Source organism: Micropruina sp. (assembly GCF_047602085.1).
In the GTDB taxonomy this organism is placed as follows: Bacteria; Actinomycetota; Actinomycetes; order Propionibacteriales; family Propionibacteriaceae; genus Micropruina.
On record NZ_JASGID010000006.1, the window covers coordinates 35435 to 62115 of the forward strand.

Annotated in this window: 27 protein-coding genes and 1 pseudogene; 16 read left to right on the top strand and 12 right to left on the bottom strand. The window is 67.3% G+C overall.

Annotation, left to right across the window (positions count from 1 at the left end):
• Nucleotides 1-71 precede the first annotated feature (71 nt).
• Nucleotides 72-944 (top strand): LCP family protein, encoded by an 873-nt coding sequence (locus QM721_RS11730; protein ID WP_415122182.1) that lies wholly within the window; start codon nucleotides 72-74, stop codon nucleotides 942-944.
• Nucleotides 945-1038: 94 nt separating this feature from the next.
• Here QM721_RS11730 and QM721_RS11735 read toward each other — a convergent pair whose 3' ends face one another.
• Nucleotides 1039-1617, bottom strand: a complete 579-nt coding sequence (locus QM721_RS11735; protein ID WP_415122184.1) for a hypothetical protein — start codon at nucleotides 1615-1617, stop codon at nucleotides 1039-1041.
• A 558-nt stretch (nucleotides 1618-2175) separates the two neighbouring features.
• Here QM721_RS11735 and QM721_RS11740 point away from each other — a divergent pair.
• Nucleotides 2176-2421, top strand: a complete 246-nt coding sequence (locus tag QM721_RS11740) for a hypothetical protein (protein ID WP_415122186.1) — start codon at nucleotides 2176-2178, stop codon at nucleotides 2419-2421.
• 408 nt (nucleotides 2422-2829) lie between these two features.
• On the opposite strand, the gene QM721_RS11745 is transcribed toward QM721_RS11740, so the two are convergent.
• Nucleotides 2830-4043, bottom strand: a protein-coding gene (locus QM721_RS11745) for an IS3 family transposase (protein ID WP_415119878.1) whose coding sequence is annotated in 2 segments (ribosomal slippage) — nucleotides 2830-3768 and nucleotides 3771-4043 — 1212 coding nt in all. Because the reading frame shifts where the segments join, the coding sequence is not laid out codon by codon here.
• An 81-nt stretch (nucleotides 4044-4124) separates the two neighbouring features.
• Between QM721_RS11745 and QM721_RS11750 the strand changes: the two genes are divergently transcribed.
• The 4 genes from QM721_RS11750 to QM721_RS11765 are packed head-to-tail and all read left to right on the top strand — an operon-like array spanning nucleotide 4125 to nucleotide 5583.
• Entirely contained in the window at nucleotides 4125-4283 is a 159-nt protein-coding gene (locus QM721_RS11750; RefSeq protein WP_415122188.1) for a hypothetical protein, read from the top strand.
• Between the two features lie 33 nt (nucleotides 4284-4316).
• Entirely contained in the window at nucleotides 4317-5057 is a 741-nt protein-coding gene (locus tag QM721_RS11755) for a TIGR00730 family Rossman fold protein (RefSeq protein ID WP_415122190.1), read from the top strand.
• Between the two features lie 12 nt (nucleotides 5058-5069).
• On the top strand, nucleotides 5070-5372 hold the full coding sequence (locus tag QM721_RS11760) for a DivIVA domain-containing protein (RefSeq protein WP_415122192.1): 303 nt from the start codon (nucleotides 5070-5072) through the stop codon (nucleotides 5370-5372).
• A gap of 37 nt (nucleotides 5373-5409) precedes the next feature.
• On the top strand, nucleotides 5410-5583 hold the full coding sequence (locus QM721_RS11765; protein WP_415122194.1) for a DUF3117 domain-containing protein: 174 nt from the start codon (nucleotides 5410-5412) through the stop codon (nucleotides 5581-5583).
• Between the two features lie 171 nt (nucleotides 5584-5754).
• Here QM721_RS11765 and glgA read toward each other — a convergent pair whose 3' ends face one another.
• Nucleotides 5755-6939, bottom strand: a complete 1185-nt coding sequence (gene glgA / locus QM721_RS11770) for a glycogen synthase (RefSeq protein WP_415122477.1) — start codon at nucleotides 6937-6939, stop codon at nucleotides 5755-5757.
• 159 nt (nucleotides 6940-7098) lie between these two features.
• Between glgA and glgC the strand changes: the two genes are divergently transcribed.
• Complete coding sequence (gene glgC / locus QM721_RS11775) at nucleotides 7099-8316, top strand: glucose-1-phosphate adenylyltransferase (RefSeq protein ID WP_415122196.1); 1218 nt, start codon at nucleotides 7099-7101, stop codon at nucleotides 8314-8316.
• A gap of 225 nt (nucleotides 8317-8541) precedes the next feature.
• Here the strand turns inward: glgC and QM721_RS11780 are convergent, their stop codons facing one another.
• Nucleotides 8542-9201, bottom strand: a complete 660-nt coding sequence (locus QM721_RS11780) for an O-methyltransferase (RefSeq protein WP_415122198.1) — start codon at nucleotides 9199-9201, stop codon at nucleotides 8542-8544.
• 71 nt (nucleotides 9202-9272) lie between these two features.
• On the opposite strand from QM721_RS11780, the gene dapA reads away from it, so the two are divergent.
• From dapA to QM721_RS11805, 5 genes are all read left to right on the top strand, one after another.
• Nucleotides 9273-10154, top strand: coding sequence for a 4-hydroxy-tetrahydrodipicolinate synthase (dapA, locus tag QM721_RS11785; RefSeq protein ID WP_415122200.1), 882 nt, complete (start codon nucleotides 9273-9275; stop codon nucleotides 10152-10154).
• 139 nt (nucleotides 10155-10293) lie between these two features.
• Entirely contained in the window at nucleotides 10294-10710 is a 417-nt protein-coding gene (locus QM721_RS11790) for a sec-independent translocase (protein ID WP_415122202.1), read from the top strand.
• A gap of 37 nt (nucleotides 10711-10747) precedes the next feature.
• Nucleotides 10748-12019, top strand: a complete 1272-nt coding sequence (locus tag QM721_RS11795; protein WP_415122204.1) for a magnesium transporter MgtE N-terminal domain-containing protein — start codon at nucleotides 10748-10750, stop codon at nucleotides 12017-12019.
• Nucleotides 12006-12560 (top strand): DUF1003 domain-containing protein, encoded by a 555-nt coding sequence (locus QM721_RS11800; RefSeq protein ID WP_415122206.1) that lies wholly within the window; start codon nucleotides 12006-12008, stop codon nucleotides 12558-12560. The genes QM721_RS11795 and QM721_RS11800 overlap by 14 nt, the downstream gene beginning before the upstream one ends.
• A 291-nt stretch (nucleotides 12561-12851) precedes the next feature.
• A complete protein-coding gene (locus tag QM721_RS11805; protein WP_415122208.1) occupies nucleotides 12852-14006 on the top strand; it encodes an Mrp/NBP35 family ATP-binding protein in 1155 nt (384 codons plus the stop codon).
• Between the two features lie 243 nt (nucleotides 14007-14249).
• On the opposite strand, the gene QM721_RS11810 is transcribed toward QM721_RS11805, so the two are convergent.
• The 3 genes from QM721_RS11810 to QM721_RS11820 are packed head-to-tail and all read right to left on the bottom strand — an operon-like array spanning nucleotide 14250 to nucleotide 16616.
• Nucleotides 14250-14759 (bottom strand): universal stress protein, encoded by a 510-nt coding sequence (locus tag QM721_RS11810; protein ID WP_415122210.1) that lies wholly within the window; start codon nucleotides 14757-14759, stop codon nucleotides 14250-14252.
• A gap of 16 nt (nucleotides 14760-14775) precedes the next feature.
• Nucleotides 14776-16146: an MFS transporter gene (locus tag QM721_RS11815; RefSeq protein WP_415122212.1), complete on the bottom strand. Its 1371-nt coding sequence runs from the start codon at nucleotides 16144-16146 to the stop codon at nucleotides 14776-14778.
• Nucleotides 16143-16616 (bottom strand): SRPBCC family protein, encoded by a 474-nt coding sequence (locus QM721_RS11820; RefSeq protein ID WP_415122214.1) that lies wholly within the window; start codon nucleotides 16614-16616, stop codon nucleotides 16143-16145. The genes QM721_RS11815 and QM721_RS11820 overlap by 4 nt, the downstream gene beginning before the upstream one ends.
• Nucleotides 16617-16873: 257 nt before the next feature.
• On the opposite strand from QM721_RS11820, the gene QM721_RS11825 reads away from it, so the two are divergent.
• Both QM721_RS11825 and QM721_RS11830 read left to right on the top strand, forming a co-directional pair.
• Entirely contained in the window at nucleotides 16874-17992 is a 1119-nt protein-coding gene (locus QM721_RS11825; RefSeq protein ID WP_415122216.1) for a LacI family DNA-binding transcriptional regulator, read from the top strand.
• A gap of 145 nt (nucleotides 17993-18137) precedes the next feature.
• Nucleotides 18138-18638, top strand: a pseudogene (locus QM721_RS11830) (general stress protein); the annotation flags it as partial.
• A 385-nt stretch (nucleotides 18639-19023) separates the two neighbouring features.
• Here QM721_RS11830 and QM721_RS11835 read toward each other — a convergent pair.
• Nucleotides 19024-20115, bottom strand: coding sequence for an RDD family protein (locus QM721_RS11835; RefSeq protein ID WP_415122218.1), 1092 nt, complete (start codon nucleotides 20113-20115; stop codon nucleotides 19024-19026).
• Nucleotides 20116-20229: 114 nt separating this feature from the next.
• Here QM721_RS11835 and QM721_RS11840 point away from each other — a divergent pair, with 114 nt between their 5' ends.
• The gene (locus tag QM721_RS11840) at nucleotides 20230-20634 is read left to right on the top strand and encodes a DUF2752 domain-containing protein (protein WP_415122220.1); all 405 of its coding nucleotides are present in this window, start codon (nucleotides 20230-20232) and stop codon (nucleotides 20632-20634) included.
• A 216-nt stretch (nucleotides 20635-20850) separates the two neighbouring features.
• Here QM721_RS11840 and QM721_RS11845 read toward each other — a convergent pair whose 3' ends face one another.
• The 4 genes from QM721_RS11845 to QM721_RS11860 form a co-directional block, all read right to left on the bottom strand.
• Nucleotides 20851-22167, bottom strand: a complete 1317-nt coding sequence (locus QM721_RS11845) for a TrpB-like pyridoxal phosphate-dependent enzyme (RefSeq protein WP_415122222.1) — start codon at nucleotides 22165-22167, stop codon at nucleotides 20851-20853.
• A 377-nt stretch (nucleotides 22168-22544) separates the two neighbouring features.
• On the bottom strand, nucleotides 22545-23597 hold the full coding sequence (locus tag QM721_RS11850; RefSeq protein ID WP_415122224.1) for a magnesium and cobalt transport protein CorA: 1053 nt from the start codon (nucleotides 23595-23597) through the stop codon (nucleotides 22545-22547).
• A gap of 48 nt (nucleotides 23598-23645) precedes the next feature.
• Nucleotides 23646-25163, bottom strand: a complete 1518-nt coding sequence (locus QM721_RS11855; RefSeq protein WP_415122226.1) for an aminopeptidase P family protein — start codon at nucleotides 25161-25163, stop codon at nucleotides 23646-23648.
• Nucleotides 25160-25729: a histidine phosphatase family protein gene (locus QM721_RS11860; protein ID WP_415122228.1), complete on the bottom strand. Its 570-nt coding sequence runs from the start codon at nucleotides 25727-25729 to the stop codon at nucleotides 25160-25162. Before QM721_RS11860 ends, QM721_RS11855 begins: the two co-directional genes overlap by 4 nt.
• Nucleotides 25730-25827: 98 nt before the next feature.
• Here QM721_RS11860 and QM721_RS11865 point away from each other — a divergent pair, with 98 nt between their 5' ends.
• Nucleotides 25828-26571: a zinc ribbon domain-containing protein gene (locus tag QM721_RS11865; protein ID WP_415122230.1), complete on the top strand. Its 744-nt coding sequence runs from the start codon at nucleotides 25828-25830 to the stop codon at nucleotides 26569-26571.
• Nucleotides 26572-26681 lie beyond the last annotated feature (110 nt).

The window sequence follows — 26681 nt, forward strand, 5'->3', positions numbered from 1 at the left end:
AGCCGCGAGGCCTTGGCCTGCGGCGGTTTCGGCGCGCCGGGGCGGGCCTGCTGGCGTTGCTGGTGGCCGTCGTGGTGGTCGCGGCAACCGCTGTCGGCTCGTTGTGGCTGTCGCTGTCCGGCATCACGCGCGACCCCACCCTGCTGCCCGGGCGCGACGTGGTGGCGAACACCTCCGACGGCTCGATCAACCTGCTGCTGGTCGGCACCGAGACCCATCTGCAACGAGGCGCGGCGAACGTGCTGATGTTGGTGCACGTCGACGCCGCCCGCAACGACGTGTACCTGATCTCGCTGCCGCGCAACCTGCTGATCGAGAGCCCCGGGGCCGAGCCCACCACCCTGGGACGGGTGTACGCCGACCAGGGCGCGGCGGGCACAGTGCTGGCCGTTGAGCAGTTGCTGGGCATTCGGGTGCAACACGTCGCGCTCACCTGGCTGAACGGCATGTCGCGGCTGATCGATCTGGTGGACGGGGTGCCGATCGACAACCCGGTCGAGAGCAACAGCGAGGGCTTCCCGTTTCCGCGGGGCGAGCTCACGCTGTCGGGCGAAGAGGCCCTGGCCTTCGTGCGTCAGGGCGTGGCCGGCCCCGGTGAACTCGACCCGGCCGAAAGTGAGCGCCTGGTGCTGCAGGGCATCGCCACACGGCTGCTCACCAACGAGGCGTTGACCAACCCCGGCACGGTGAAGGCCGTGCTCGATCAGTTGGCCACCGACGTGGTGGTCGACAGCAACCTGGACGCCCGGCGCATGGTCGAACTGTTCGTCGAGCTGCGCGCCAAGAGGTCGGCGCAGAATCTTTCCGCGCTCAAGCTGCCCACCGCAGCGCCGGGCACACTGCCGTCCGGCAACGGCTACGTCCGGCCCGACGACGAACGGGTGGCCTCGCTCGGCCGCGCCATCAACGCCGACGCCATGGACGAATGGATGCCGCACCCCTGAGGCCCCGGACCCCCCGGCACCGAGTGCAGCAACAACGAGTGCAGCAACTAGATAGATCCCAATCGTGACCACGCGCGTCAGCGGCCGTGATCGGCTAGCTCAGGCATTTCAGAGCGGTCGCGCGGAAGGCCTCCCAGTCGGGTATTTCGTCGCCGTTGGGTAGCGTGCCATCCCAGTCTCCACTCTGGACCAGTGCATCGCTGAGCGGCACCCAGGAGGAGCCGCCGGAGGGCTGGTTGGTGACGAATGCCATCCGTCCGTTGCGGATGCCGTTCACTTTCTCGTATCCAGGCTCAGTGGTGGCTCGGGCGGCGACGAACCACCAGTGGTCGCTGGCTTTGACCATCTGGCCGGAGGTGAATCGTGCGGCTTTGCCCAATCTGCCCCGCTCGTTCGCCTCGTTCAGCAGGCTGCGGCTTAGCGGTTTGCACTTCGCCGTCTCAGGATCTGCCACGGATGTGGTGGCGCCCGGAGTGAGGGTCGGTGAGGATGCGGTGCTGCTCGTTGGAGACGTGGTGACCGCTGGTGGCCGAGTAGTGGTTAGGGGCGGCAGATTGGAGCATCCGCCGAGAACGAGCAACGCGATCGCGCCTGCGGCTGTCAGGCCCACTCTCATCACTTGGTGTCCTCGGTTCTGCTCACCTTCCTTGTGGTGCACCAGCATATGACTCACTTCCACTCGCGGTGTCGTCCGCAACCGTCAGCCCACTCGAGGGCGCAAGTGACTTGGGTCGGAGTTACAGAACGTATGCGCCAGAAGTCCTTACCGTCGATTCGGTCGGGCCTTCGCCAACGCCGCCGCAGTTGACCGTCCTCGCGCGGCTCGATGAGGCTCTCCAGCCCCACTTCATGGGTGTCGACATCATCTCGAATACACCGGGTATCCATGTGACGGGGCTGCGGAGGTTGCGTTGGGGTGCGGAGTTCAGCATCAGAGGCTCATTGACGAAGGAGACGTCGGTGTCGATCTCGCTCAGGACCGAGTTCGGTGGCCTTGGCCGGAGCTTCGACCGTCTTGCGCCACCTATCGTTGAAGTGATGAGCACCCAGGCATTGGCGGGGCAGCGACTGACGGGTAGTGAGAGTGCGACTCGGCCCGACAGCGTGTTCAACGAAGAATCGCGACGTCAATGGGGTGCGCCTTGATCACCTTGTGATTGGTGCTTGGTGGGCTTTGAATCTGGTCCTTGGCCTCATCGGGCTACCGAAGTGGGGTCGGAGCGCTCCGAGGATGCGCAACGTGATCTCAGGCTTGGTGTTCGTAGTCGCCGCACCGGCCGTGCGCTACCTGTCGCCGCTCCTCACCATCGATCCAATCCATGCTCTGAACGCGGACGCGAGGGCCGGGCTTCTGGTGGCGAACATCGTGCTGATGAACCTCTGGTGGTGGTACATCCCAATGTTTGTCGCCTACTGGATTGTTTATATGCTGGCGGGCCGTCGCAGGCGTGCTCCCTTTGCGTCGAGCAGTAGATAGCCGGCCACAGGCCCGCACGCATACCGGGCGACGAAAGGAGCTCGATGAGCAGCGATTCCCAGCCGCGCGATCAGCTCGGTCGGTACGGGGAGACAGCCCGCACCGACCCTGGCGAACCAACACCCCCGGTGCCAAAGCCAACGAACGCGACGTGGTGGAACACTTACGCGGCGCCACTGCCGCGCTACAGCACCGGCCCTAGCAACACCGCCAGATCATCATCGTCGACAAGGGCTACCACGGTCGCGAGTTCGAGACCGGCCTGAACGAAGCGGGGATCGCGTTGCTCCGCCCGGCCCGCAAGGGCGAGAAGCCCCGACCCGGGCAGCGGTTCTTCAAACCACTGCGCCAAATCATCGAATCGGTCAACTGAGGTTGACCCCAAAATCCGGACAGGTGGTTGTTTGGTCAGGCGGCCTGGAGGGCCGGCTGGTCGGTCTGTCGGGCCAGGTGGTGTTCGTACTGTAGTGGGCTGAGGTAGCCGGTCTTGGAGTGGCGCCGGCGGGCGTTGTAGAACCCGTCGATCCAGGCATAGACGCCGCGGCGGGCCTCGACGATCGTGGCGAACACGTGCCGGTGGTAGTACTCGTTCTTCAGCGTCGACCAGAACGACTCGGCTGCCGCGTTGTCCCAGCACACCCCGGTGCGTCCCATCGAGCGCAGCAGGTCGAGCTGGCCGGCCACCTCGGCGATCTGCTGGCTGGTGTACTGACAGCCCCTATCGGCGTGGAAGATCACCTTCCCGGGCAGCTCACCGCGCAGAGCGACGGCCTGACGCAGCGCGTCCTCGACGAGATCGGCCCGCAGGTGGTCGGCGATGACACGGCCCAGGACCCGGCGGGTGTGGCCGTCACGGACCGCGCACAGGTAGGCCCAGCCCTCACCAGTGGACAGGTAGGTGATATCGGAGAACCAGGCGACATCGCGGTGTCCCTTGTCGAAGTGGCGCTTGACCAGGTCCGGTGCCGGGTCGGGGTTCGGGCCGGGCACCGTGGTCGGCGGATGCCAGGTCCGGGGACTGATCCCGGCTATCTTGGCTTGCCGCATGAGCTTCGCGACCGTCTTGCGCGACACCGTCTCCCCAGCCTCCTGCAAGTCGGCGCGGATCCTCGGCGCCCCATACGTGTGATCGGAAGCCTTGTGGAACTCGACGATCTTGCCGGTCAGCTCGGCCCGCCGCTGCTCGGCGCGAGTCGGGCCGCCGCGACGACGCTTGCACCACTCGTAGTAGCGGCGCCGGTCAACCCCGATCAGCCGGCACATCCGGCTGATCGTGTAGTTCGCCTTCTCCGCGTCGATCACCTCGAAGCACTCCTGCCGGGAGTGTTCTTCGCCGCGAAGAAGGCTGCGGCTTTTCCCAGGAACTCGTTGTCCATCCGCAGTTCGGTGTTCTCGTGCCGCAGCCGTTCCAGCTCGGCCCGCTCCGACACGTCCAACGGCGCCTCCGGCGGCGCACCGATCCGGTCCCGCTCGGCCTGGACCCAACGGCCCAACAGCTGCGCACCCACGTTGATCTCGGCCGCGACCGCCGCGATCGTGCGGCCGGTGTCGATCACCAGATGCGCAGCCTCACGCCGATACTCCGGGGTGTAACTCTTCCGCTTCTTCGAAGTTCCCATCAAGGACATCCTCTCCGGCGGTCTCCGACAAGGGAACCCGCCAAGACGGTGTCCGGGTTACGGGGTCAACCTCACAACGACACGTTGAAGGGCCAACTCGACCTCGAAGCACACGGCGGACGCACCCCGGCCGGGGTCGCCGCCCGGGTCGCGCAACGCATCCTCGCCCTCACGACCGCCATCTGGCACAACCACCAAGCAAACTCCCTAGCCAGAAGAAACCTGGTCGCCTACGACCACTAACACCCCCGAGAATTAGTCATCTAGGCTGGCCGCGTGACCAAGCGCACCCGCACCCAGGGCCCGGTGATTCGCCGTGAGGCCCAGGTTCAGCCGACCACCACCGACCAGCGGCTGCTGGCCGGCAAGGGTGACACCGCGTGGGTGCACACCGACCCCTGGCGGGTGTTGCGCATTCAGGCCGAGTTCGTCGAGGGCTTCGGCACTCTGGCCGAGCTCGGCCCGGCGATCGGCGTCTTCGGTTCGGCTCGCACCCCCAAGGGCAGCCCGATGTGGCAGGCCGGCGTCGAGATCGGACGCGCCCTGGCGCAGGCTGGCTTCGCGGCCATCACCGGTGGTGGCCCGGGCATCATGGAGGCGGTCAACAAGGGTGCGGCGCAGGCCGGCGGGGTGTCGGTGGGGCTGGGCATCGAATTGCCGTTCGAGCAGTCGCTGAACAAGCACGTCACCCTCGGTATCAACTTTCGCTACTTCTTCGCCCGCAAGGTGATGTTCCTGAAGTACTCCAAGGGTTTCGTGGTGATGCCCGGCGGGTTCGGTACCTTCGACGAGTTGTTCGAGGCGCTCACCCTGGTGCAGACCGGAAAGGTCACCTCGTTTCCGATCGTGCTCTACGGCACCGAGTTCTGGGCTCCGCTGCTGGACTGGATTCGCAACGGCGTGCTGGCCGGCGGGTACATCAGCGAGGCCGACCTCGACCTGGTCACGATCACCGACAGCGTCGACGAGGTGGTCCGGGCCGTGACCCTGGCCCCCGGTGCGACTTCCGGCACATGAAAGGATGACGGCATGCAGTGGGTGCTGTGGATGATCGCGGTCGCCGTGCTCGGGCTGGCGGCCGTGGCCGCGTCCGGTCGGCTGGGTGAATTGCCGGCAACGGTCACCGACACGCCGCGACCGCACGTGCCCACGGGCGTGCTGAGCGGCGACGATCTGCGCGGCCTGCGATTTGCGGTGGTTCCGCGCGGTTACTCGATGGACCAGGTGGACGAGTTGCTCGACCGGCTGGCTCGCCAACTCGACCAACCCGCCGGCCCGGTCGAACACGGCTCCGAAATCATGGCCGACGACCTGCCGGGCGGTCTGGAATAATGGACGGGTAAGTCCCCAACCAGAACGAGGGTGAGCAATGGCAGCAATGAAGCCGCGGACCGGCGACGGGCCCATCGAGGTCGCGAAGGAGGGCCGCGTGATAGCCATGCGGATTCCCGCCGAGGGCGGCGGCCGGCTGGTCATCGAGATGAATGCAGCCGAGGCGGCGGAACTTCTCGGGGCGCTCACGGGCGTCGTCAACCCGGCCTGAACCGACTGGCAGTAAGCGAAAGGCCCCCGAGTGATCGGGGGCCTTCGTCATGCCCGGTTTTCGAAAACGCTGATCGATCGTCGGTCGAGCTTGTCGAGACCTGGGATGTGCCGCTGCGGCAAGGGTTTCGACAAGCTCAACCAGCGGTGGGTTCGTTGTTGGCGCAACCGCTCAGGAGTTGTGCGCGGCGATCGCCTGCTCGTAGACCGCGACCGTCTCTTGCGCGATCTTCTCCCAACTGAACTCGTCGATGCAGCGTTGCCGACCGGCCAGGCCCATCTGCCGGGCCCGGGCGGGGTCACGAGTGAGGGCGTTCACGTTCTCGGCAAACGACGTCTCGAAGCTCTCGACGAAGGCCGGGTCACCGGCCTGCTCGGGGTCGTAGGGCACCAGCAGACCGGTCTCGCCGTCGACCACAACCTCGGGAATGCCGCCCACCGCGGAGGCGACCACGGGGATCTCGCAGGCCATCGCCTCGAGGTTCACGATGCCCAGCGGCTCGTAGATCGACGGGCACGCGAACAGCGTCGAGTGGGTGAGCACTTGGCGCACCGCCGCGCGCGGCAGCATCTCCTGCACCCACTTCACGCCGCTGCGGGTGGCGTTGAGTTGGGCGAACGCTCCGTCGAACTCGGCGGCAATCTCAGGGGTGTCGGGAGCGCCGGCCAGCAACAACACCTGGGTGTCGGGGTCGAACTGCTGGGCGGCCCGCACCAGGTGGATCAGGCCCTTCTGTCGGGTGATCCGGCCCACGAACGTGACGATCGGCTTGTCGCGGTCGACGCCGAGCGAGTCGATCACGTCGGTGTTGAGGTCGGGCTTGAACTCCTCGGGGTCGATGCCGTTCTTGACCACGTGAATCTTGTCGTCATCGACGAACGGGTAGGCCTTCTTGATGTTGGTGATCATGGCGGCCGATACGGCGATCACCGCGTCAGCGTGGCCGTAGGCGGTCTTCTCGATCCACGAGCTCACCCGGTAGCCACCGCCGAGCTGTTCCACCTTCCAGGGACGATCCGGCTCCAGCGAGTGCGCCGTGACCACGCTGGGCACGTTCTGGTACTCACCGCCGATGATGCCGGCGAACTGGGCATACCAGGTGTGGGCGTGAATCACGTCCACCTCGGGGATCGCCGCCGCCATCGCCACGCCGGCTCCCAGACTGCGCAGTGCACCGTTCGCGCCCGGGGGGAAATCCTCAGCGTGGGCTGTGGCGCCCTCGCGCGGCTCGCCCATGCACTGGACGTCCACCGATTCGCAGAACTTGCGCAACTGCGGAACGAGCTGGCCGACGTGCACGCCGGCGCCTCCGTAGATGTGTGGTGGGTATTCACGGGTGAGGATCGATACGCGCAGTGCCATACCCGGATCGTGGCACAACCCACGCCGCGAAGGGGAGACTTCAGGGGCAAGCGCGGACAGCCCGAGCGATGTTTCGGCTGTGAGAGGCCGCAGAGCTGAGAATTTCGTCGCGTTCTACTGTCCCTGACCAGCGGTGGGGCCTATGTTCGGATCATGAACAAACCGAGCGTTCTGGCCATCGTCCTGGCGGGTGGCGAAGGCAAGCGACTGATGCCACTGACGGCGGACCGCGCCAAGCCTGCTGTGCCCTTCGGTGGCACCTACCGCCTGATTGACTTCGTATTGTCCAACCTGGTCAACTCAGATCTGCGCAAGATCTGTGTGCTGACCCAGTACAAATCGCATTCCCTCGACCGGCACATCTCGGTCACCTGGCGCATGTCGACCCTGCTCGGCGCCTACGTCACCTCGGTGCCGGCCCAGCAGCGCACCGGCAAGCAGTGGTTCCAGGGCAGCGCCGATGCCATCTACCAGTCGATGAACCTGATCAACGACGAAGACCCCGACTACGTGGTGGTATTCGGCGCCGACAACATCTACCGCATGGACGTGTCGCAGATGCTCGACCAGCACATCGAGTCGGGCTTCGACTGCACGGTGGCCGGCATTCGGGTGCCGCGGGCCGAGGCGTCCGCGTTCGGTGTGATCGACGCCGACGAGAACGCCAAGATCAAGACGTTCCTGGAGAAGCCGGCCGACCCGCCGGGGCTGCCCGATAGCCCAAATGAGTCGTTCGCGTCGATGGGCAACTACATCTTCACCCGGCGCGCGTTTGTCGAAGCACTCAACGACGACGCGAGCCGCGACACCAAGCACGACATGGGCGGCAATATCGTGCCCGACTTCGTCAACGCCGGACGCGCCGGGGTGTATGACTTCACCCTGAACGATGTGGCTGGCTCGACCGAGCGCGACAAGAACTACTGGCGCGATGTCGGCACCATTCAGGCCTACCACACCGCCCACATGGATCTGGTGTCGGTCGACCCTGACTTCAACCTGTACAACCGCAAGTGGCCGATGTTCACCGATCAGGTGCAGGCCCCGGGTGCCAAGTTCACGCTGCGCGGCAACGCCGAAGACTCGATCGTCAGCGCGGGCTGCATCATTTCGGGCGGCGACGTCGACCGTTCGGTGCTGTCACCCAACGTGCGGGTGCAGAAATGGGCCAAGGTCGAGGAGTCGATCATCTTTCCGGGCTGCCAGGTGGGCCGCAACGCGGTGGTGCGCCGAGCGATCCTCGACAAGAACGTCCACGTGCCCGACGGCGTCGAAATCGGCGTCGACCCCGAACATGACCGGGCCCGCGGCTTTTACCACGAGGACGGCATCACCGTGGTGCCGAAGAGCTTCCCGATCGTCGGGCCGTAACCGGCCAACCAAGGGAGCGCTGACGAACCCGAGCAGCGCTGGTTGAGCCTGTCGGAACCCCTTGCCACGGCGGCGTGTCTGGGGGTCTCGACAAGCTCGACCAACGGCGATCAGCGCTTCCCTGAGGAAGCGCTGATCGCCGAAAGTGCCGCTGGTTGACGTCGAAACCCCTGATGAGAGCACTCCGGTCGAGGTATCGACAAGTTCGACCAACGAAAATCGAAGCTACGACTTCACCGCCACGAGCAGCCCGTCACCGACGGGCAGCAGGGTGGCGGTGAAGTCTTCAATGTCTTGCACCGCCTGCAGCGACTCACGAATGATCAAGGTCTCGTCGTCGTCGTTGCCCTCGTCGGCGACCAGGCCCTTCCACAGCGCGTGGTGCAGCACCAGCACCCCGCCGCTGCGCAGCAGCCGTTGGGCCTGCGCCACGTATTCGACGAACTCGAGCGGGTCACCGTCGACCAGCACCAGGTCGTAGGCGCCGTCACTCAGCTTGGGCAGCACGTTCAGCGCTGAGCCGGCGATCAGCCGAACCCGGCGGGTCGGCACGCCCTCGGCGGCGAAGATCTGCCGGGCCGCGACTTGGTGCTCGGTCTCGAGATCGATGCTGGTGAGAATGCCGTCCGGCGCCATGCCGCGAATCAGCGCCAGGCCAGAAACCCCGGCCCCGGTGCCGATCTCGACAACGGCCCTGGCCTGCAGCAGGTTGGCCAGCAGGGTCAACGTCGAGGTGACCCCCTGGCTGGCCGAGCTCAGCGCGAGTTGACGGCTGGCGGCGCGGGCCAGGCGCATGGTGTCGTCATCGGCGATGAACGCCTCGGAGAATGCCCACGAGGGTGATGGGGTGGTGGCCTTGGCGGCCGAACGCGATGCTGGAGTCACGGGGGCAACCCTACCGAACGCACCCCCTGCCGGTACCGGGTGACCAGTGCTCGCGGCACTACACTGCGGGCATGCCTCAGCCAACGTTCGGCCGCATGCTCACCGCCATGGTCACTCCGTTTCGACCCGACGGCTCGGTCGATGTGGCGCAGGCCCGAAAGCTGGCCGCCTATCTGGTGGACGAGCAGCTCAACGACGCTCTGGTGATCAACGGCACCACGGGCGAATCGCCCACCACCTCCGATGCCGAGAAAGCCGATCTGGTGGCGGCAGTGGTGGCCGAGGTGGGAGATCGGGCCAAGGTGCTGGCCGGGGTGGGCACCAACGAAACCGCGCACACCGTCCGGTTGGCGAAGCAGGCCGAACAGGCCGGAGCCAACGGCCTGCTGGTGGTCACGCCGTACTACTCGAAGCCGCCACAGGACGCCCTGGCGGCCCACTTTCGCGCCGTGGCCGATGCCACCGAGTTGCCGGTGATGCTCTACGACATCCCGCACCGCGCCGCGGTGCCGATTCAGACTGCAACGATGATCGAACTGGCAGCGCACCCGCGGATCGTCGCGGTGAAGGACGCCAAGGGCGACCTGGTCGCCTCTGCCGCGGCGATCGCCAGCACCGAACTGCACTACTACTCAGGCGACGACGCACTCACCCTGCCGGTGCTCAGCGTGGGCGGGGTCGGTGTGGTGGGCACGTCCACCCATTTCACCGGGGCCCGCACCAAGGCGATGATCGAGACGTTCCTGGCCGGCGACCTGTCCGGCGCAATCGCCGCGAACGCGGCACTGCTACCGGTGTTCACCGGCGTGTTCGCCACCCAGGGCTGCATGCTGGTCAAGGCCGGGCTGGCCGCCCGCGGCTTCGGCCCGGCGGTGCTGCGGCTGCCGATGCTGCCGGCCTCGAGCGCCGAGGCGTCCGCCTTCGTCGCGCTGCTGGACGCGGCCGGGCTCTAGCGAAGCCGAATAACGCAGCCCCGCTGGTTGAGCTACGTCGAAACCCCTTGCCACAGCGTCATAGCCGAGGTCTCGCCAAGCTCGACCAGCCAAGATCGGCGGTTCTCCGGGAGCGGACGGCCGCACTACCCTGTGAGTCATGGACTTCAACGCGGGCGAGATCGTTCTGCTGCTCGTGTTGGCCATCGTGCTGTTCGGCCCCGAGAAGCTGCCCGAACTGGCCCGCAAGGCGGCGCGGCTGCTGCACCACTTTCGCCGCATCGCCAACGACGCGCAGGGTCGGCTGCGGCAGGAGCTTGGCCCTGAGTTCGCCGATCTGGAGCTCTCGGACCTTAACCCGCGCAGCTTCGTCGCCAAGCATCTGGGGCCGGACGCGACCGCTGAACTCGACGACATCGCCAAAGAACTGAAGGGCGCTCGCACCAGCATCGACGATGCGCTGCACGCCGACGGCGGCGCTGCCGATGACGACGGCTCAGACGCGGGCGGCGACCAGGTCGCGGTGCCGCTGGCGGCAACTGTTCGGGTGACTCCCTTCGACACCGAGGCGACCTGAGGGGTCAGCCGGGGCGCTGACGCGCTACCGTTCGAAGGTGAGTTCCACCTCGTCGATCTTCGTGTCCAGGATCAAGGGTCTGCCCATCCTCGACACCGCCGGCGACCAGGTCGGCAAGGTGCGCGATGTCGTGCTGCAGAACCGCCCCGGCAAGCGGGCCCCTCGGGTCAAGGGCCTGGTGGTCGAACTCTTCGCCTTGCGCCGGATCTTCTTTCCGATGGAGCGGGTGCACTCGATCGACGTCAACCAGGTGATCATCTCGGGCGTGGTGAACACCCGACGGTTCGAGCGCCGCGAGGTTGAGAGCCTGGCCATTGACGACCTGTTCGACCGCACCGTCTACCGGCGCGGCAACACCGAGCCGTTCACGATCTACGACCTCGCGATCAGGCAGGTGCGCCCGCGCGACTGGGAACTGTCGGAGGTGGCGCTGCGTGGCCTCGGCCGACGCCGTCCATTCGCCAAGCCGCATGTGCAGATCGTGGCGTGGAGCGAGGTGCCCGACTTCGCCCTGATTCCCGGCCGTGGAGCCGACCAGGTGCTCGCCGAACTGCAAGAGATGAAGCCCGCCGATGTGGCCCGCGAGTTGCACGATATGAGCCCGCAGCGGCGTGCCGAAGTGGTTCAGGCGATGGACGACGAACTGCTGGCCGAGGCGCTGGAGGAATTGCCCGAAGACGAACAGGTCGCGTTGATCCAGTCGCTGGAGGCCGAGCGGGCCGCCGACGTACTCGAAGAGATGGACCCCGACGATGCAGCCGACCTGATCGCCGAGCTGGCCCCCGAGGTCGCCGAAGACATTCTGGAGCGAATGGAGCCCGAAGAGGCCGAGGACGTCCGCTCGTTGCTCAGTTACGACGCCGCCACGGCCGGCGGCCTGATGACGCCAGAACCGGTGATTCTCGCCCCCGACGCCACCGTTGCCGATGCGCTGGCGATGATGCGCAACGAAGAGCTGACGCCGGCGCTGGCCTGCCTGGCGTTCGTGTGTCGCACGCCGCTCGATACGCCGACCGGACGGTTTCTGGGCGCCGTGCACATTCAGCGCCTGCTGCGCGAACCGCCGTCCACGCTGGCGGCGTCCCTGGTCGACAAGGGCATCACGCCGCTGGCGCCCAACTCCGACATCGCGCTGGTGTCGCGCTACTTCGCCACCTACGACCTGGTCTGCGCCCCGGTGGTCGACGCCGAGCGACGGCTGCTCGGCGCGGTCACCGTCGACGATGTGCTCGACCACATTCTGCCTAACGACTGGCGAGGGATTCAGCTGGATCAGTTGCGGGAAGGGGTGAACGGTGTCCTCCAGTGATCGGCTCAACACCCCGGGGCGGGAGCGGCGCTGGCTGCCTCGGGTCCGGATGGATTCAGAGGTGTTCGGCAGCTTTGCCGAGGGCTTCGCCCGGTTCATGGGCACCGCCAGCTTTCTGATCTGGATGACGGTGCTGATCGTGGCCTGGGTCTGCTGGAACGTGTTCGCGCCTGCCGCGTGGATCGTCGACGAGTTCCCGTTCATCTTTCTCACCCTGCTGCTGTCGTTGCAGGCTTCGTACGCGGCGCCGTTGATTCTGCTGGCGCAGAACCGGCAGGAGGCTCGCGAGCGGGTCAGCCTCGAGCATGACCGCGAGGTTGCGGCACAGGCCCGGGCCGACACCGACTTCCTGGCCCGCGAGATCGCGGCGCTGCGCATGCGCATCGGCGACCTGGCTACCCGTGACTTCATCCGCTCCGAACTGCGCGACCTGCTGGACGAACTCGACAAGGCCGCGGACGCCGAGGACGGTGCGCGAGGCTCCGGCCGGGATCACCCGCGGACGCGTGACGCCGGCCGTCCGTCCGGACGGGACGGTTAGGCAAGCGCTGATCAGTGCGGCGGCGACTGGTCGAGCGTCCAGGGTCTCGACAAGCTCGACCAACGGGGACGGTTCTCTTGGTTCAGGGGACGGTTCTGTTTGGTTCAGGGGACGGTTCCTGGACCCGTTGAGAACCGTCCACTGAACCGGATGGGGACACTTCCTTGAACCAAGAAGAACCGTCCCCCGAACCAAGAAGAACCGTCCCCTGAACCACGCAGATCGTTCCGCCGACTACGCACAGGGCGATACCTGACGGGTGGGCGCTGCGGCCCGGAGTAGGGTTCTGCCATGCCCGACAACGAGTTGCTCGCCGCCGTCCGGGAGGCGCTGGCTGGGGTGGTCGACCCCGAGATCAAGCGTCCGATCACCGACCTTGGCATGGTGCAATCGCTGAGCGTCGACGACGACGACGTGGTGTCGCTGACTGTGCTGCTGACCATTCCGGGCTGCCCGATGAAGAGCACCATCGAGGCCGACGTCACCGCCGCGGTCACCGCGGTGCCGGGTGTGTGTGGCTTCAACCTCACCCTGGGCGCCATGGACGACGAACAGCGGGCGGCGCTGAAGACGCAGTTGCGCGGCGGCGTGGCCGAGCGGTCGATTCCGTTCGCCGACCCCAGCAACCTCACCCAGGTGATCCTGGTGGCCAGCGGAAAGGGCGGGGTCGGCAAATCGTCGGTGACGGTGAACCTGGCCATGGCGCTGACCGAGCTGGGCAAGTCGGTCGGGGTGCTCGACGCCGACATCTACGGCCATTCGATCCCGCAGATGCTGGGGGTGGCCGACGAGACCCCCACCTCGCTCGACGGCATGATCCTGCCCGTGCCCACGATGGGCCTGAAGGTGATCTCGATGGGCATGCTGAAGGCCAGCCGCGACCAGGTGATCGCCTGGCGTGGGCCGATTCTCGACCGGGCCCTGCACCAACTGCTCTCGGACGTGTTCTGGGGCGATCTCGACTTTCTGCTGCTCGACCTGCCACCCGGCACCGGTGACGTGGCGCTGTCGCTGGGCCAGAAGCTGCCCAACGCCGAGGTGCTGGTGGTGACCACGCCGCAGCAAGCGGCGGCAGAGGTGGCCGAGCGGGCCGGCACGATGGCCTCGATGATGGACCAGAAGGTGATCGGTGTCGTCGAGAACATGAGCCATCTCGACGTCGAGTGCCCCCACTGCGGCGGGTCGCACCGGGTGGACGTGTTCGGCACCGGCGGCGGCGCCGAGGTGGCGGCTACGCTCACCAAGCGGCTCGGCTACGACATCGCGTTGTTGGCCGAGGTGCCGCTCGATCCGGCCGTCCGGGTCGGCGGCGATGACGGTTTTCCGGTGGTGGTGGCCGACCCGGTCCGTCCGGGTGCGGTGGCGCTGACCGGGCTGGCCGGCACCCTGGCCGGGCGCCGGCGCTCGTTGGTCGGACGCACGCTGAACCTGACCCCGGTCGGGTAGAACCACGAAACCGGGCACCCACCCAAAGGTGGGTGCCCGGTCGGTGGCACAGGCTCAGGGAAACGCTGAGTGACGCAACCAGCGCTGGTTGGACGTGTCGAAACCTCTTGCCAGCAGCTAGCCGCGGCTTCGCGCGCGGATCGGGATGGCAGGAGATTCGGCGAATCTCCGCGTCAGAGCCCTATCAGAGGTCTCGACAAGCTTGACCAGCGAAATCAGTGCTTCCTTGGCCTCCATCGAGAATTACAGGTCGATCGAGGCGTCTTCTGGCACCTCGAGGTCGCCTTCGTTGAACTCCGGACGAACGATCAGCACGTCGCAGCCGGCGCGCTTGACCACCTCCTCAGAAGTGGACCCGAGCAGGCGATCGACCAATGTGCGATCCTGCAGCGCGCCCATCACGATCAGGTCGGCCTGCTGCTCGGTGGCGGTCGACACCAGAGCCTCGGCTGGTTCCCCGTCGATCAGCAGCGCGGCAGTGACGGTGGCCCCCTCGGCGGCGGCCACGATCATCGCTTCGCTCAACGCCTGTCCAGCCGCGGAACGTCCGAGAACCTGGCCGATGCGAGAGTCGCCGCCCAGCGTGGTGACGTTCTTGGCCTCGTCGCGGCGCGACAGCCGGGCGTAGGCGCAGACGATCACCAGATTGGCGTCGTCGTGCTTGGCCAACCAGGCCGCCCGGCCGACGGTGGGGCCGGCCAGTGACGAGCCGTCGGTTCCCACGACGATGGTGCGGTAGTCCTTCATGGTCATCGAAAAGCCTTCCTGGTCAGTGCCCGGCCATGGGCATGGCGGTCACGTCGTCGACGTCTCGGATCGCGCGGGACTCCTTCAGCCACAGCATCAGCACGGCGGCGATCGCAAGGAAGGCGGCCGAGAACAGCAGCGCGTTACCGGGGTTGTCGCCGAGCATGTTGCTGTAGATCCAGCCGAAGGTGACCGACTGAATCAGCATCGGGATGACGATCATCATGTTGATGATGCCCATGTAGACCCCGAGTCGGGTCGAGGGCACCATGCGGACGGCCATGATGTAGGGCACGCCCATGATCGATGCCCAGGCGACGCCGAAGCCGAGCATCGGAATGAAGATCAGGTACTGGTTGGAGAGGAACGGCACGATGGCCAGGCCGACGGCCGCCAGCAGCAGACAGGCGCAGTGCACCAGCTTGGCACCGCGTTTGCGCGCGAACGCCACCAGCCCGAACGCGACGCAGAAGGTCACGATGTTGTACCACCCGTTGACCAGGCCGGTCCAGGCGACTGCTTCTTCCTTGCCCTGATCAGTGTGCGGGAACATATTCTGCGCGATCGTCAAAGCGATGAACTGCCAGTAGATGACCAAGCCATACCACTGAAAGAAGTAGACCAGCGCCAGCTTGCGCAGTTCGACAGGCATGTCGCGGATCGCCTCGCCGATCTCGGTGAGCGCCGCTCCGAGGCCGCCCTTCTTGTTGCGCAGTGCCTCGAGCTCTTCGGCGCTGGGCGGAATCTCCGGGGTACGCAGGATCGAGATCAGCACCGAACCGATCGAACACACGGCGCCGAGCATGAACGACCCGACCACCCAGTACGGAATGCCTGCGGCGGTCGAGCCCTCGATGAGCTTCTGAAAGACGAACAGCGAGAGGTTCGCCAAGGTGATGCCCAGGCCGGTGAAGAACGACTGAGCGAGAAAGCCTTTGCCCAACTGTGAGGGTGGCAGCTTGTCGGCGATGAACGCCCGATAGGGCTCCATCGCGGTGTTATTGCTGACGTCCAGCAGCCACAGCAGAAGCACGGCCATCCAGACCGCGGTGACAAACGGGAACAGGAACAGACAGATGCTGCAACCGATCGCCCCGATCAGAAAGAACGGCTTGCGGCGTCCCCAGCGTGGGCTCCAGGTGCGGTCTGACAGTGCGCCGATCAGCGGCTGGATGAGCAGGCCGGTGATGGGCCCGGCAAGGTTCAGGATCGGCAGGTCCTCGGGGTGGGCGCCGAGAAACTCATAGACCGGGTTCACCGCGGTCTGCTGCATGCCGAAGCTGTACTGAATGCCGAAGAAGCCGAAGTTCATCACCAGAATCTGCGGCATCGTCATCAGCGGCTTCGTGCGCACGATGCTGGTGTGGCTGATGCTCCCCGCCTCTGCGCTCATCGCGCACCTCCTTGTGCTGTGGTCAGGTACTCGGCCAACCGGGTCAGTTCGCGCTCCCAGGCCTCGCCGTGCCAACTGGCCACGTCGGGCTCGTAGGGGCCTTGGATGATCCGCACCAGGGTGTTGTTGCGGCCCATGCGGGTGAACTCGACCCGCAGCTCCAGCGGCACGTCGGGGTCGATGCCGGGATCGCCGGTGATTCGTTCGCGCGAGACGAACACATCGGGCTCGAAGTACTCGGTGTACACGCCGTCGGTGCCCACACGAGTGCTGGGGTCGTTGTCGCGCACCTTCACGTGGTAGTGCCGGCCGCCGTTCTGCAATTCGCCGCGCACCGTCTCGGTCTCGACGTGCCAACCCGGCGAACCGCGCCATTGGGCGAGCTCGTCCGGGCGCGTCCACGCCCTGAACACCTGTTCGCGGGGAGCGTCGAATTCACGCTCCACCGTCACGATCACATTCGCTGTCACACGTCACCTCTTTGTGGGGTTGTTGCTGATCGGCGCACTGCGACGGCATCCATGCCGGCAGCGGTGCAAGATTTGCATCACGAGTGTGACACGAAAGCGGTACTGCCGGGAAGATTGTGCACAAATCTGGCAAGAATTCCGCACGGTTGTTGCCTCTTCGGGCAGTATGCCCACACACTTCGGTACAACGTGCACACGGTGGTGCCCGTGCCCGGGCGCGGTGACGTGTCGTGCCAGAGGCTGAATAAGGTGGTTCAGTGACCGATAACTTCGCCAGCGACGAGATGCCCCCGCCGAGTCGCAGAGCCAGGCGTGGAGCGCGACTCGAAGACGTCGCCAACCGCGCCGGGGTATCGGTGGCCACCGCGTCGCGGTCGCTTCGTGGGGTGGCGAAGGTGGCGCCCCAGACGCGGGCCCGGGTGCTCGATGCCGCGCACGAACTCGATTATGCAGTCTCTGCCAGCGTGCTGGCCCAGCGACCCGAGCACGACCGCCGGCCCGCCGTGGCGGTGATCATGCCGTTCTTCACCCGCTGGTACTTCTCGACCGCGACCGCAGCCGCCTTGCGGCACCTGCGCGACGAGGGGTTCGACGTGCTGCTGTACCACCTGGGCAGCGCCGATGTTCGCGACGAGTTCTTCGAGCGGTTGCCGTTGGCCGGACGCGTGCAGGGCATCGTGTCGCTGTCGATGCCGCTGCGCGAGCAGCACACGCTGTCGCTGCGGGCGCTGGGCCTGCCGCTGGTGAGCATCGGCTCGCACATCGAGGGTTGGCCCTCGGTGGGCATCGACGACGTGGCCACGGCCCGCCTGGCCGTGAACCACCTGCTCAACCAGGGCCACGAGCGCATCGGGCTGATCGCCGGTGCTCTCGACGACGCCCGCTTCGGCTTCACCGCGTCGATGGGGCGTCGGCTGGGCTACGAGCAGGCGTTGAACGAGGCCGGCATCGAGTTCGACGAACACCTCGTGGTCGAGGGCCCGCACGGCGTCGATGGCGGGGCTCATGCCATGTCCGAACTGCTCAGCCGGCCCGGCCTGCCCACGGCCGTGCTGGCGGAGTTCGACGAGCTCGCCATCGGTGCCCTGTGGGCGCTGCGCCGGGCGGGCCTGCAGGTTCCGCGTGACGTGTCGGTGATCGGCATCGACGATGTCGAGATGGCGCGCTTCGTCGATCTCACCACGGTGGCGCAGGACGTGGTCGCCCAGGGCCGTCTCGCAGCCGTCCAACTGTTGCGTCAATTGCGGGGGGAGTCGGTGCCGGCGGACGCCGTGCACGTGCTGCAGCCCGCGCGACTGGTGTTGCGCGACAGCACCGCGCCGCCCCATCACGCTCGCACGGCGGCCGCGTCGCTGCTGTCGCAGCAGTTGCCCTGACCCGGCGACGCGGCGACGCCCAGGGGTCGGTGGGGTGTGTCGGTGGCCCGACCTGGTTCGCCGTCTGAGTGAGGAATGACTTCGGCCGCAACTTTGCTGACAATTGACGTGACGTGCGGACGCGCCGCGCACAGGAAGGAACCCGATGACCCAGCCCAATCCTCGGCTCAGCTCGTTGTTCGAGCTCGAATACCCGCAGTCGGTGGGCGTCTACGACGGCTACCCGCAGGCGCAGGCCGCGGTCGACTATCTGGCCGACCAGAAGTTCGCCGTCGAGAACCTGGCCATCGTGGGCACCGATCTTAAATCGGTCGAGCGGGTGACCGGACGGCGCAACTGGGGCACCGTGCTCGTGCAGGGCCTGCAGAGCGGTCTGTCGACCGGTCTGATGGTCACCTTCATTCTGTGGTTCCTGCAGCCCCAGACCAATCCGCTGGTGCTGCTGCCCGGTGCGCTGCTGATCGGCATCGTGATCGGCATGGCGTTCGCCGCCATCGGTTATGCGGCCTCGCGCGGCAAGCGTGATTTCAACTCGATCAGCCAGACGGTGGCGAAGAAGTACGAGGTGCTCTGTGAGCACAAGGTGGCCGGCCAGGCGCGCGAACTGCTGGCCGGCATGCCCGGGGCGCGGGCGGCGGCGTTCGACCCACGGTTGGCCGCACAGCCGTGGCAGCCGGGGCCGCAGCAGTACCCGCCGCAGCAGCCGTACCAGCCGGGTGGCCACCCGCAGCCGTACCAGCCTGCGCCGGCTCAGCAGCCGTCAGCGCCTGAGGTCGCGCAGCCGCCCTACGGTTCGTACGGCTCCGGCGAGGGCATCGGTCAGGCGCCGTCGTCCGAGCCCCACAACGATCAGGACGGACGCACCCCGCGCGGCGACAACTGAACCGCACCGTGCGGCAGTGCCGCACGGTGCGCCCAGGAGCACCCGCCGCGCGGCCCGCACCGCACGACAACGGAAACGCCACGGCAACGCAACAGGGCCGCCCCGACGGGGCGGCCCTGCGTGCTCATCGAGTTGGTCGAGTCCCGATTCAGAATTGCTGCTGCGAAGGGATGTTCTGCTCGTCGATCACCACGGTCTTGGCGATCTTGTCGGCAAAGGTCTGCTTCTTGGCGTCCCACAGCGGGAACAGGAAGCCGATGGCGCACACCAGCGAGTCGAGGAAGTGTGCCAGTGCGCGGCCGATCGCCGTGTTCTGCGGCGGCGTCTGGCCGGTGGCTTCCATCACCACCCGCACCTTCGCGATCTTGTGCCCGAACGAGTAGCCGGTGGTTGCCACCCGGTAGCCGGTGTTGTAGGCCCACCAGCCGAGCGTCAGGACCGTCGACAGTGCGTTCGCGCCGTAGCCGCCGTTGGGTATGACAAGGCCGACCAGAACCGAAACCACGATCGACGGCACGACGAAGTCGATCAGGCCGCCGATCGCCCGGCGACCCCAGGTGGCCAGCTGCGGACCGACCGGGGCGTAGGGATTCGGCTGGTAGCTGCCGGGGGCGCCGTAGGGGGAGGGTGCGCCGCCGAAGGGTGCGGGTGCGTCGTAGGGCGAGGGTGGTGCACCGTACGGGCCCTGCGGCGGCTGACCGTACGCGCCGGCGCTGGGGTCGTAGCCGCCCTGCGGAGCGCCGTACGGAGTTGGCTGACCGTACGCGCCGGCGTTGGGGTCGTAGCCGCCCTGCGGAGCGCCGCCGTACGGGGTCGGGGCGGCGGCCGGCTGTCCATAGCCAGGCTGCTGGCCGTAACCCGGTTGCTGACCGTACCCGGGCTGGGGCTGGCCGAACGTGTTCGGGTTCGGAGCGCCGTAGCCGGGGGTCTGGCCGAAGGTCTGGTCGGGGGTGGTTGGCGCGCCGTAGCTGGGTGGGGTGTAGCCGCCTGAGGCGGGTGCGTCCGACCCACTGGGCGCCGAGTAGCTGGGCGGGGTGTAGCCGCCGGGCGCCGGTGCGTCCGAGCCGCTCTGGCCGCTGGGTGCCGGCTGCTGACCGCCGCTCCATGTAGGGGGCTGATAGCCGGGAGCCTGGCCCTGGTCGGCGCCGGGGACGGTGTAGCCGGGTGGGGTGTATCCGGGGTTGGTGCCGTCGCCGGAGTCTTCCGGCTTGGGGTCGCTGTTCCACGTTTGGTTGCTCACGTGTTGCTCCTGGGTTTCGAGGTCAGGTTGATCGAAATCCTACGGCCGTGCGGGGCTGTTTGCGCCGGTGTGCGGGGGCGATTGCGGGTGATAATGACCCTTGTGCAACCGGAAATGACCGGATCCGACGGTTTTCGGCCCGCGATCGCGCTGCGCGGGCTGGCCTGCTTCGGTGCCGTCGGGCTGGGGTTGAGCGTGCTCGCTGCCACTACCCGGCTGGGCGTGCCGTGCCCTTGGCGTGGGCTCACCGGCACGCTCTGCCCGTTGTGCGGCGGCACGCACGTCGGCATGGCCCTGCTGCGCGGCGACCTGGCCGCGGCCTGGACGGCGAACCAGTTCGTCGTCGTCGGATTGGCGGTGCTGGCGGCACTCGGGCTGTTGTGGACGGTCGAGGCGCTGGGCGGGCCTGCCGTGCGGCTGCCGCGGCTGCTGCGCCGGCGTCCGGGGCGTTGGTGGTTTGCGCTCGGTGTGGTCGCAGTGCTGTTTGCGGTGTGGCGCAACCTGCAACCGCTCGGCTGAGGCGAGATGCGCCGATCACCAGGTTCGCCCCTGGTCGGGTGGAGTCGTCAGGGGAGTGCTGCTTGTCGCTGGCCGAGCGTCGAAACCCCCAGGGAGACGCTGATCTTTCGCTGGTCGAGCGTGTCGAGACCTCGAATATGAATGCTCCGGCAAGGGGTTTCGACAAGCTCAACCAGCCAGGCAACGGGTTTCGACAAGCTCGACCAGCGAAAAATCTCAGCTATCCGCCATGTCTCCGGCGAGGAACTCCGAGTAGGCGGGCAGGTCGAGCTGGCCGGAGCCGGAGACGCCGATCACGATCACCGGTGAGGTGCCGTCCTGCGCCGCCTGCTTGGCTTCGCGCAGCGCCCCGGCGATGGCGTGGTTCGACTCCGATGCGGGCACGATGCCCTCGGTCCGGGCGAACAGGACGCCGGCGGCGAACGCTTCGCGCTGCTTGATGCTGACGGCGTCCATCAGGCCGAGATGCTTGACGAAGCTGACCAGCGGCGCCATGCCGTGGTAGCGCAGGCCGCCGGCGTGCACCGGGTCGGGGACGAAGTCGGGGCCGAGGGTGTACATCTTCAGCAGCGGCGTCATGCCGGCGGTGTCGCCGAAGTCGTAGCGGTATTCGCCCTCGGTCAGCGACGGCGCCGCCTTCGGCTCGCACGCGACCAGGCGGGTGTTCGTCCGGCCGTCCAGGTTCTCGCGCAGGAACGGCAGCGCCAGCCCGCCCAGGTTCGAGCCGCCGCCGGCGCAGCCGTAGACGACGTCCGCCTGCTCTTCGCCGAACTCGGCGAGCTGCAGCAGTGCCTCCTGGCCGATGACGGTCTGGTGCAGCAGCACATGGTTGAGCACCGAACCCAGCGAGTAGGACGCGTTCGGGTCGCCGGCGGCCATCTCGATCGCCTCCGAGATGGCCATGCCCAGGGAACCGCTGGTGTCCGGGAAGCGTTCGCGCAGCGCGCGTCCGGCCTGGGTCAGCTCGGACGGCGAGGAGTGCACGGTGGCGCCGAAGGTCTCCATCAGCACGTGCCGGTACGGCTTGCCCTCATACGACGACCGGACCTGCCAGATCTCGCATTCCAGGCCGAAGACGTCGCAGGCGAAGGCCAGCGCCGAACCCCACTGGCCGGCACCGGTCTCGGTGGTCAGCTTGGTCCGTCCGGCCTGGGCGTTGAAGTACGCCTGGGCGACGGCCGAGTTGGTCTTGTGTGAACCGACCGGGGAGGCGCCCTCGTACTTGTAGTAGATCCGGGCGGTGGTGCCCAGTTCCTGCTCGAGCCGCCAGGCCCGGATCATCGGCGACGGACGCCACAGCCGGTAGATGTCCCGGATCTCCTGCGGGATCTCGATCCAGCGTTCGGTGCTGGCCTCCTGAGCGATCAGCCCCATCGGGAACAGTGGTGCCAGGTCGTCCGGGGTCAGCGGCTGCTTGGTGCCGGGGTGCAGCGGGGGCGGCGGTGCCTCCGGCAGGTCGGCGACGATGTTGTACCAATGGGTGGGGATCTGGGATTCGTCCAGAACCACCTTCGTCTTCGCAGGTGCGCTCACCAGCGTGAGGGTAGCGGCTTCATCGGTGGGTCGGGACCGTGTCCGCGGTTCTGCCCTGGCTGGGTGAGAGAGCCGACCATCGTCGATCGCGACGGCATGTCCGCAACCCGACCATCGCTGGTTGAGCCTGTCGAAACCCGTTGCCGCTGCGGTACATCGGGGGTCTCGACAAGCTCGACCTGCGATGGAGGGGTACATCTGGGGTCTCGACAAGCTCGACCTGCGATGGAGGGGTACATCGGGGGTCTCGACAAGCTCGACCTGCGATGGAGGGGTACATCGGGGGTCTCGACAAGCTCGACCTGCGACTGATCAGCGGTACTGGACGGCTCCATCGACGTCGTCGAGGGGGGTGATGGGCCCGATCGGCTACCGCGCTACAGCCACTTGAATTTGCGGAACAGGAAGTAGAGCACGGTCATGCCGATCACGTTCAACGCCATCACCACGAAGTAGCCGTAGTGGGCGTGCAGTTCAGGAATGTCGTCGAAGTTCATTCCGTAGATCGCGCCCAGCGTGGTGGGCACCGCCAGGATCGCCACCGCCGACGAGATCTTCCGCATATCGCGGTTGTCGTCGAAACTGGCCCGAGCCAGCGCCGTCTGCAAGATGTTGGTCAACTGATCCTCCAGTGCCAGCACCGTCTCGCGTACGGCCTGCGTGCGCTCGGCCAGTTCACGAAAGTACGGCTTCGCGTTAGCGTGAATCTGCGAGAACTCACGGGTGTAGAGCGTGGTCAAGGGCGCGCACAGCGGAGCGACACAGCGGCGGAACTGAATCAGCTCGCGTTTGATCTGATACGTGCGTTCCAGGTCGGGTTCGCGGCGGTCGCCGAAGATGAGTTGCTCACAGTCCTCGACGTCGTCCTCCATCTGTTCGGCAACCCGCTCGCAGTCGTCGATCGCCACCGACAGGCACGCGTACAGCACCCGAGAAGGCCCGCGTGGCATGTCGTCGGATTCCTGCTCGACTAATGCCCGCACCTCAGGCATGCGGGAAGGCCCGCTGTGCCGCGAGGTCATGACGTACCAGTCGCCGAGAAAGACCATCAACTCACCAGTGGTGACGATCTCGGGGACGGCGTCCGCCGCCCGCTCCTGGTAGGCGACGGTCGAGACGACGAAGAACAGATGCTCGTCGAAGCGCTCCAGCTTCGAGCGGCGATGGCCGTGCACGGCGTCCTCGATCGCCAGTTCGTGCATTCCCAGATGCTCACCGAGGTCGGACATCGTCCGTTGTGAGGGGTTGTGTAGGCCGAGCCACAGGTAGCCGTCGCCGGCGCGGGCCGAGGCCACCGCCGATTCCAGATCGGGTGACGGCAGCCGGCGTCCGGCTTGGTAGCGTGCCCACGTAAACTCCGGCGGAACGTAGAGAGATTCAGCGTCCGCGCCGACAGTGGAGGATGCGTCCCAATTGCCCTGAACTGCCATCGCGTTTCTCCTTGCCGAGCCGCCGCAATGCTACGCCGCAGGACAATTTCAGAAAAGCATCCGAGCCATCCATGCCTCCACGTCGTCGGCGGTGCGGGGCAGCCGTGCCGAAAGGATCTCGCAGCCGGTCTCGGTGATCAGCACGTCGTCTTCGATGCGCACCCCGATGCCGCGCAGTTCTTCGGGCACGAGCAGGTCGGACGATTTGAAGTACAGGCCGGGCTCGACGGTGATCACCATGCCGGGCTGCAGGGTGCCCTCGCGGTAATGCTGCTGCCGGGCCAGTGCGCAGTCGTGCACGTCGATGCCCAGGTGATGCGACGTTCCGTGCACCATCCAGCGCCGGTGGTGCCCGCCGGTCTCGGGGTTCAGCGACGTCTCGACGTCCACCGGCAGCAGCCCCCAGTCGTGCAGGTGCTGGGCGATCACCCGGATCGCCGCGGCGTGCACATCGGCGAACGTCGCCCCGGGACGGGCGGCCGCGATGCCGGCCTGCTGGGCGGCCAGCACCGCGTCATACACCCTGCGCTGGGCCGGGGTGAACCGTCCGCCGACCGGCAGGGTGCGGGTGATGTCGGCGGTGTAGAGGCTGTCGAGTTCGACGCCGGCGTCGAGCAGCAGCAGGTCGCCGGGCCGCAGGTCGCCGTCGTTGCGAATCCAGTGCAGGGTGTTGGCGTGATCGCCGGACGCGGCGATGGTGTCGTAGCCGACCGCGTTGCCGGCGTGCCGGGCGTGCAGGCCGAACACACCCTCGACCCAGCGCTCGCCCCGGCCGCGCCAAACGGCCTCGGGCAGGGCCGCAACGACCGCTTCGAAGCCGTCGGCGGTGACGTCGCAGGCGATTCGCATCTGTTCGATCTCGAAGGCGTCCTTGACCAGCCGCAACTCGCTCAGGGCCACGGCCAGTTGCTCGTCGGAGGCGGCCTCGGCGCCCAGCCCGAGCGCGGTGCGCTGACCGTTCAGCGTCGCGGTGAGCTGCGCGTCGGCGTCGGCCACGATCAGCACCCGGGTGCTGCCGGCGTTCTTGGCCAGGGCCTCGCCGAGCTGGCTGATCGGCGCGCAGTCCAGCCCGGTGAGCGCCTGCATCTCGGCCAGCGACTCACGCTGGCCGACCCACATCTCGCCGTAGCGGGCGTCGGCGTAGAACTCCGGGTCGGTGCGCGGCGCGCGGGGCTTGAAATAGAGAGTGGCGTCGTGGCCGGAGTCGGTGGGCTCGAGCACCAGAACGGCGCCCGGTTCGCGATCGGTGCCCAGCCCGGTGAGGTGGGCGAACGCCGAGTGCGGCCGGAAGCGGTAGTCGGTGTCGTTGGAGCGCACCGACAGCTCGCCGGCCGGAATCACCAGCCGGTCGCCGGCGAACTGGGCACTGAGCGCGGCGCGGCGAGCCGGCGCGTGGCCGGTGGCCGGCAGTGGGTCGGGCAGGTCGGCCGGGTACGGCGCCCAACCCTCGGGAATGAACGCCCGGAAGGGCGCCGAGAACGGGGTCTGCCGGTTGGGCAACTGCTCCTCGGCGCTGCGTCCCACCTCGGGCGGCGTCGGGGCGGAGGCCGCGGTGGGGTCGGTCATGTCAACTGTTCCAGCGCAGAACCGCCCAGGACTCCTTCTCGCGACCGAGAATTCGAGAGGCTGGCGGTCTCGACCGGAAAGGCCTGGCCGAAGATCAGCGGAAAGTCGAGCCAGCACAGCGCGAGCACGCGGGAGGCGTGGCCGTGGCCGAAGCAGATCGCCTTCTCGACGCCCGAGGCGCGTACCCGGTGGACGACGCGGGTGAGCCGTTCGCGCACCTGGTCGGCGGTCTCGCCATTGGGCACGCCGTTGAACCAGAGCCGCCAGCCGGGGTGGTGGTGGGCGCGGATGTCGGCGGAGGTGATGCCCTCGTAGTCGCCGTAGTTCCACTCCTGGAGGTCGTCGGTGACCTCGTAGTCGGTGAAGCCGGCGATCTCGGCGGTGCGGCGGGCGCGGAGCCGGGGGCTGGAGAGCACCAGGCCGAACTCGGCGGGGTCGAGCCGGGGCCGCAGGGCCTTGGCCTGTTCCACGCCCTCGGGGGTGAGGTCGATGTCGGTGTACGAGGTGTGTTGCCCCGACTTGCTCCATGCGGTTTGGCCGTGACGAACGAGGTACAGCAGAGTCATGCCCACATCTAACCAGCGGCCGGAGCAACTCACCAGCGGCTAGACCGGAGCAACTCACCAGCGGCTAGAGTCGGAGGCCACAACTCCAGGAGGTTGCCATGCAGGCTGCTGCCACCGCTCAGATCAGGCTGCTGGAGCTGCAGTCGATCGACACCGCGATCGCGCAGCTCGAGCACCGCAAGCGTTCGCTGCCCGAATTGGCGCAGATCGCGCAGCGTCAGCAGTTGCGCCGCCGCCAGGGTGAGGAACTGATCGCCGCCAACACCGCCGTCGGCGATCTGGAGCTTGAGCAGGCCAAGGCCGAGGCCGACCTGGTGCCGGTGCGCGACCGGCTGGAGCGTGACCAGCGGAGGGTCAACGACGGCACCGTCACCGACCCCAAGCAGCTCAATGCGCTGCTCGACGAGATTCAGCACCTCAAGCGGCGGATCAACGACCTCGAAGACGACGAGCTTGAGGTGATGGAGCGGCTCGAGGCGGCCACCGGCGTGCGTGATCAGCTCGCTGCCGACCGGGTGGCGGGCGAGGGTGAGTTGCGCGCCCTGTTCGCGGCCCGCGACAGCCAGTTCGCCGAGCTGGACGCCGAACTGGCCCGGCACCGGGCCGAGCGCGACGGGCTCACGGCCGACCTGCCCTCCGAACTGGTCGAGCTGTACGACCGGGTAAGGGCCAAGAGCGGGGGCACCGGGGCCGCCGCGCTGGTGCAGCGGCGCTGCTCGGGCTGCCAGTTGCAGGCCAACGCCGCCGACCTGACCCGGTACCGCAGCGCCGCGCCCGATGAGGTGCTGCGCTGCGAGGAGTGCAACCGGATTCTGGTGCGCACCGCCGAATCGGGGCTGTAATGGCCCGGGCGCCGCGGCTGCCGCAGGGCGGCGAACCGTTGGGCGAACAGGAACCGTTGCGCGCACCGAAGGCGCCGCAGCGGGCGGTCGATCACGCAGGTGGCGCGGTT

Bases quoted from the DNA above. Each gene is read 5' to 3' on its own strand.
- dapA (WP_415122200.1), top strand. From the start codon at position 9,273: ATGCCTCAGCCAACGTTCGGCCGCATGCTCACCGCCATGGTCACTCCG.
- QM721_RS11815 (WP_415122212.1), bottom strand. From the start codon at position 16,146: ATGAGCGCAGAGGCGGGGAGCATCAGCCACACCAGCATCGTGCGCACG.
- QM721_RS11855 (WP_415122226.1), bottom strand. From the start codon at position 25,163: ATGACCGACCCCACCGCGGCCTCCGCCCCGACGCCGCCCGAGGTGGGA.
- QM721_RS11840 (WP_415122220.1), top strand. From the start codon at position 20,230: ATGACCGGATCCGACGGTTTTCGGCCCGCGATCGCGCTGCGCGGGCTG.
- glgC (WP_415122196.1), top strand. From the start codon at position 7,099: ATGAACAAACCGAGCGTTCTGGCCATCGTCCTGGCGGGTGGCGAAGGC.
- QM721_RS11765 (WP_415122194.1), top strand. From the start codon at position 5,410: ATGGCAGCAATGAAGCCGCGGACCGGCGACGGGCCCATCGAGGTCGCG.
- QM721_RS11805 (WP_415122208.1), top strand. From the start codon at position 12,852: ATGCCCGACAACGAGTTGCTCGCCGCCGTCCGGGAGGCGCTGGCTGGG.
- QM721_RS11760 (WP_415122192.1), top strand. From the start codon at position 5,070: ATGCAGTGGGTGCTGTGGATGATCGCGGTCGCCGTGCTCGGGCTGGCG.
- QM721_RS11810 (WP_415122210.1), bottom strand. From the start codon at position 14,759: ATGACCATGAAGGACTACCGCACCATCGTCGTGGGAACCGACGGCTCG.
- QM721_RS11790 (WP_415122202.1), top strand. From the start codon at position 10,294: ATGGACTTCAACGCGGGCGAGATCGTTCTGCTGCTCGTGTTGGCCATC.
- QM721_RS11740 (WP_415122186.1), top strand. From the start codon at position 2,176: ATGCGCAACGTGATCTCAGGCTTGGTGTTCGTAGTCGCCGCACCGGCC.
- QM721_RS11865 (WP_415122230.1), top strand. From the start codon at position 25,828: ATGCAGGCTGCTGCCACCGCTCAGATCAGGCTGCTGGAGCTGCAGTCG.
- QM721_RS11850 (WP_415122224.1), bottom strand. From the start codon at position 23,597: ATGGCAGTTCAGGGCAATTGGGACGCATCCTCCACTGTCGGCGCGGAC.
- QM721_RS11860 (WP_415122228.1), bottom strand. From the start codon at position 25,729: ATGACTCTGCTGTACCTCGTTCGTCACGGCCAAACCGCATGGAGCAAG.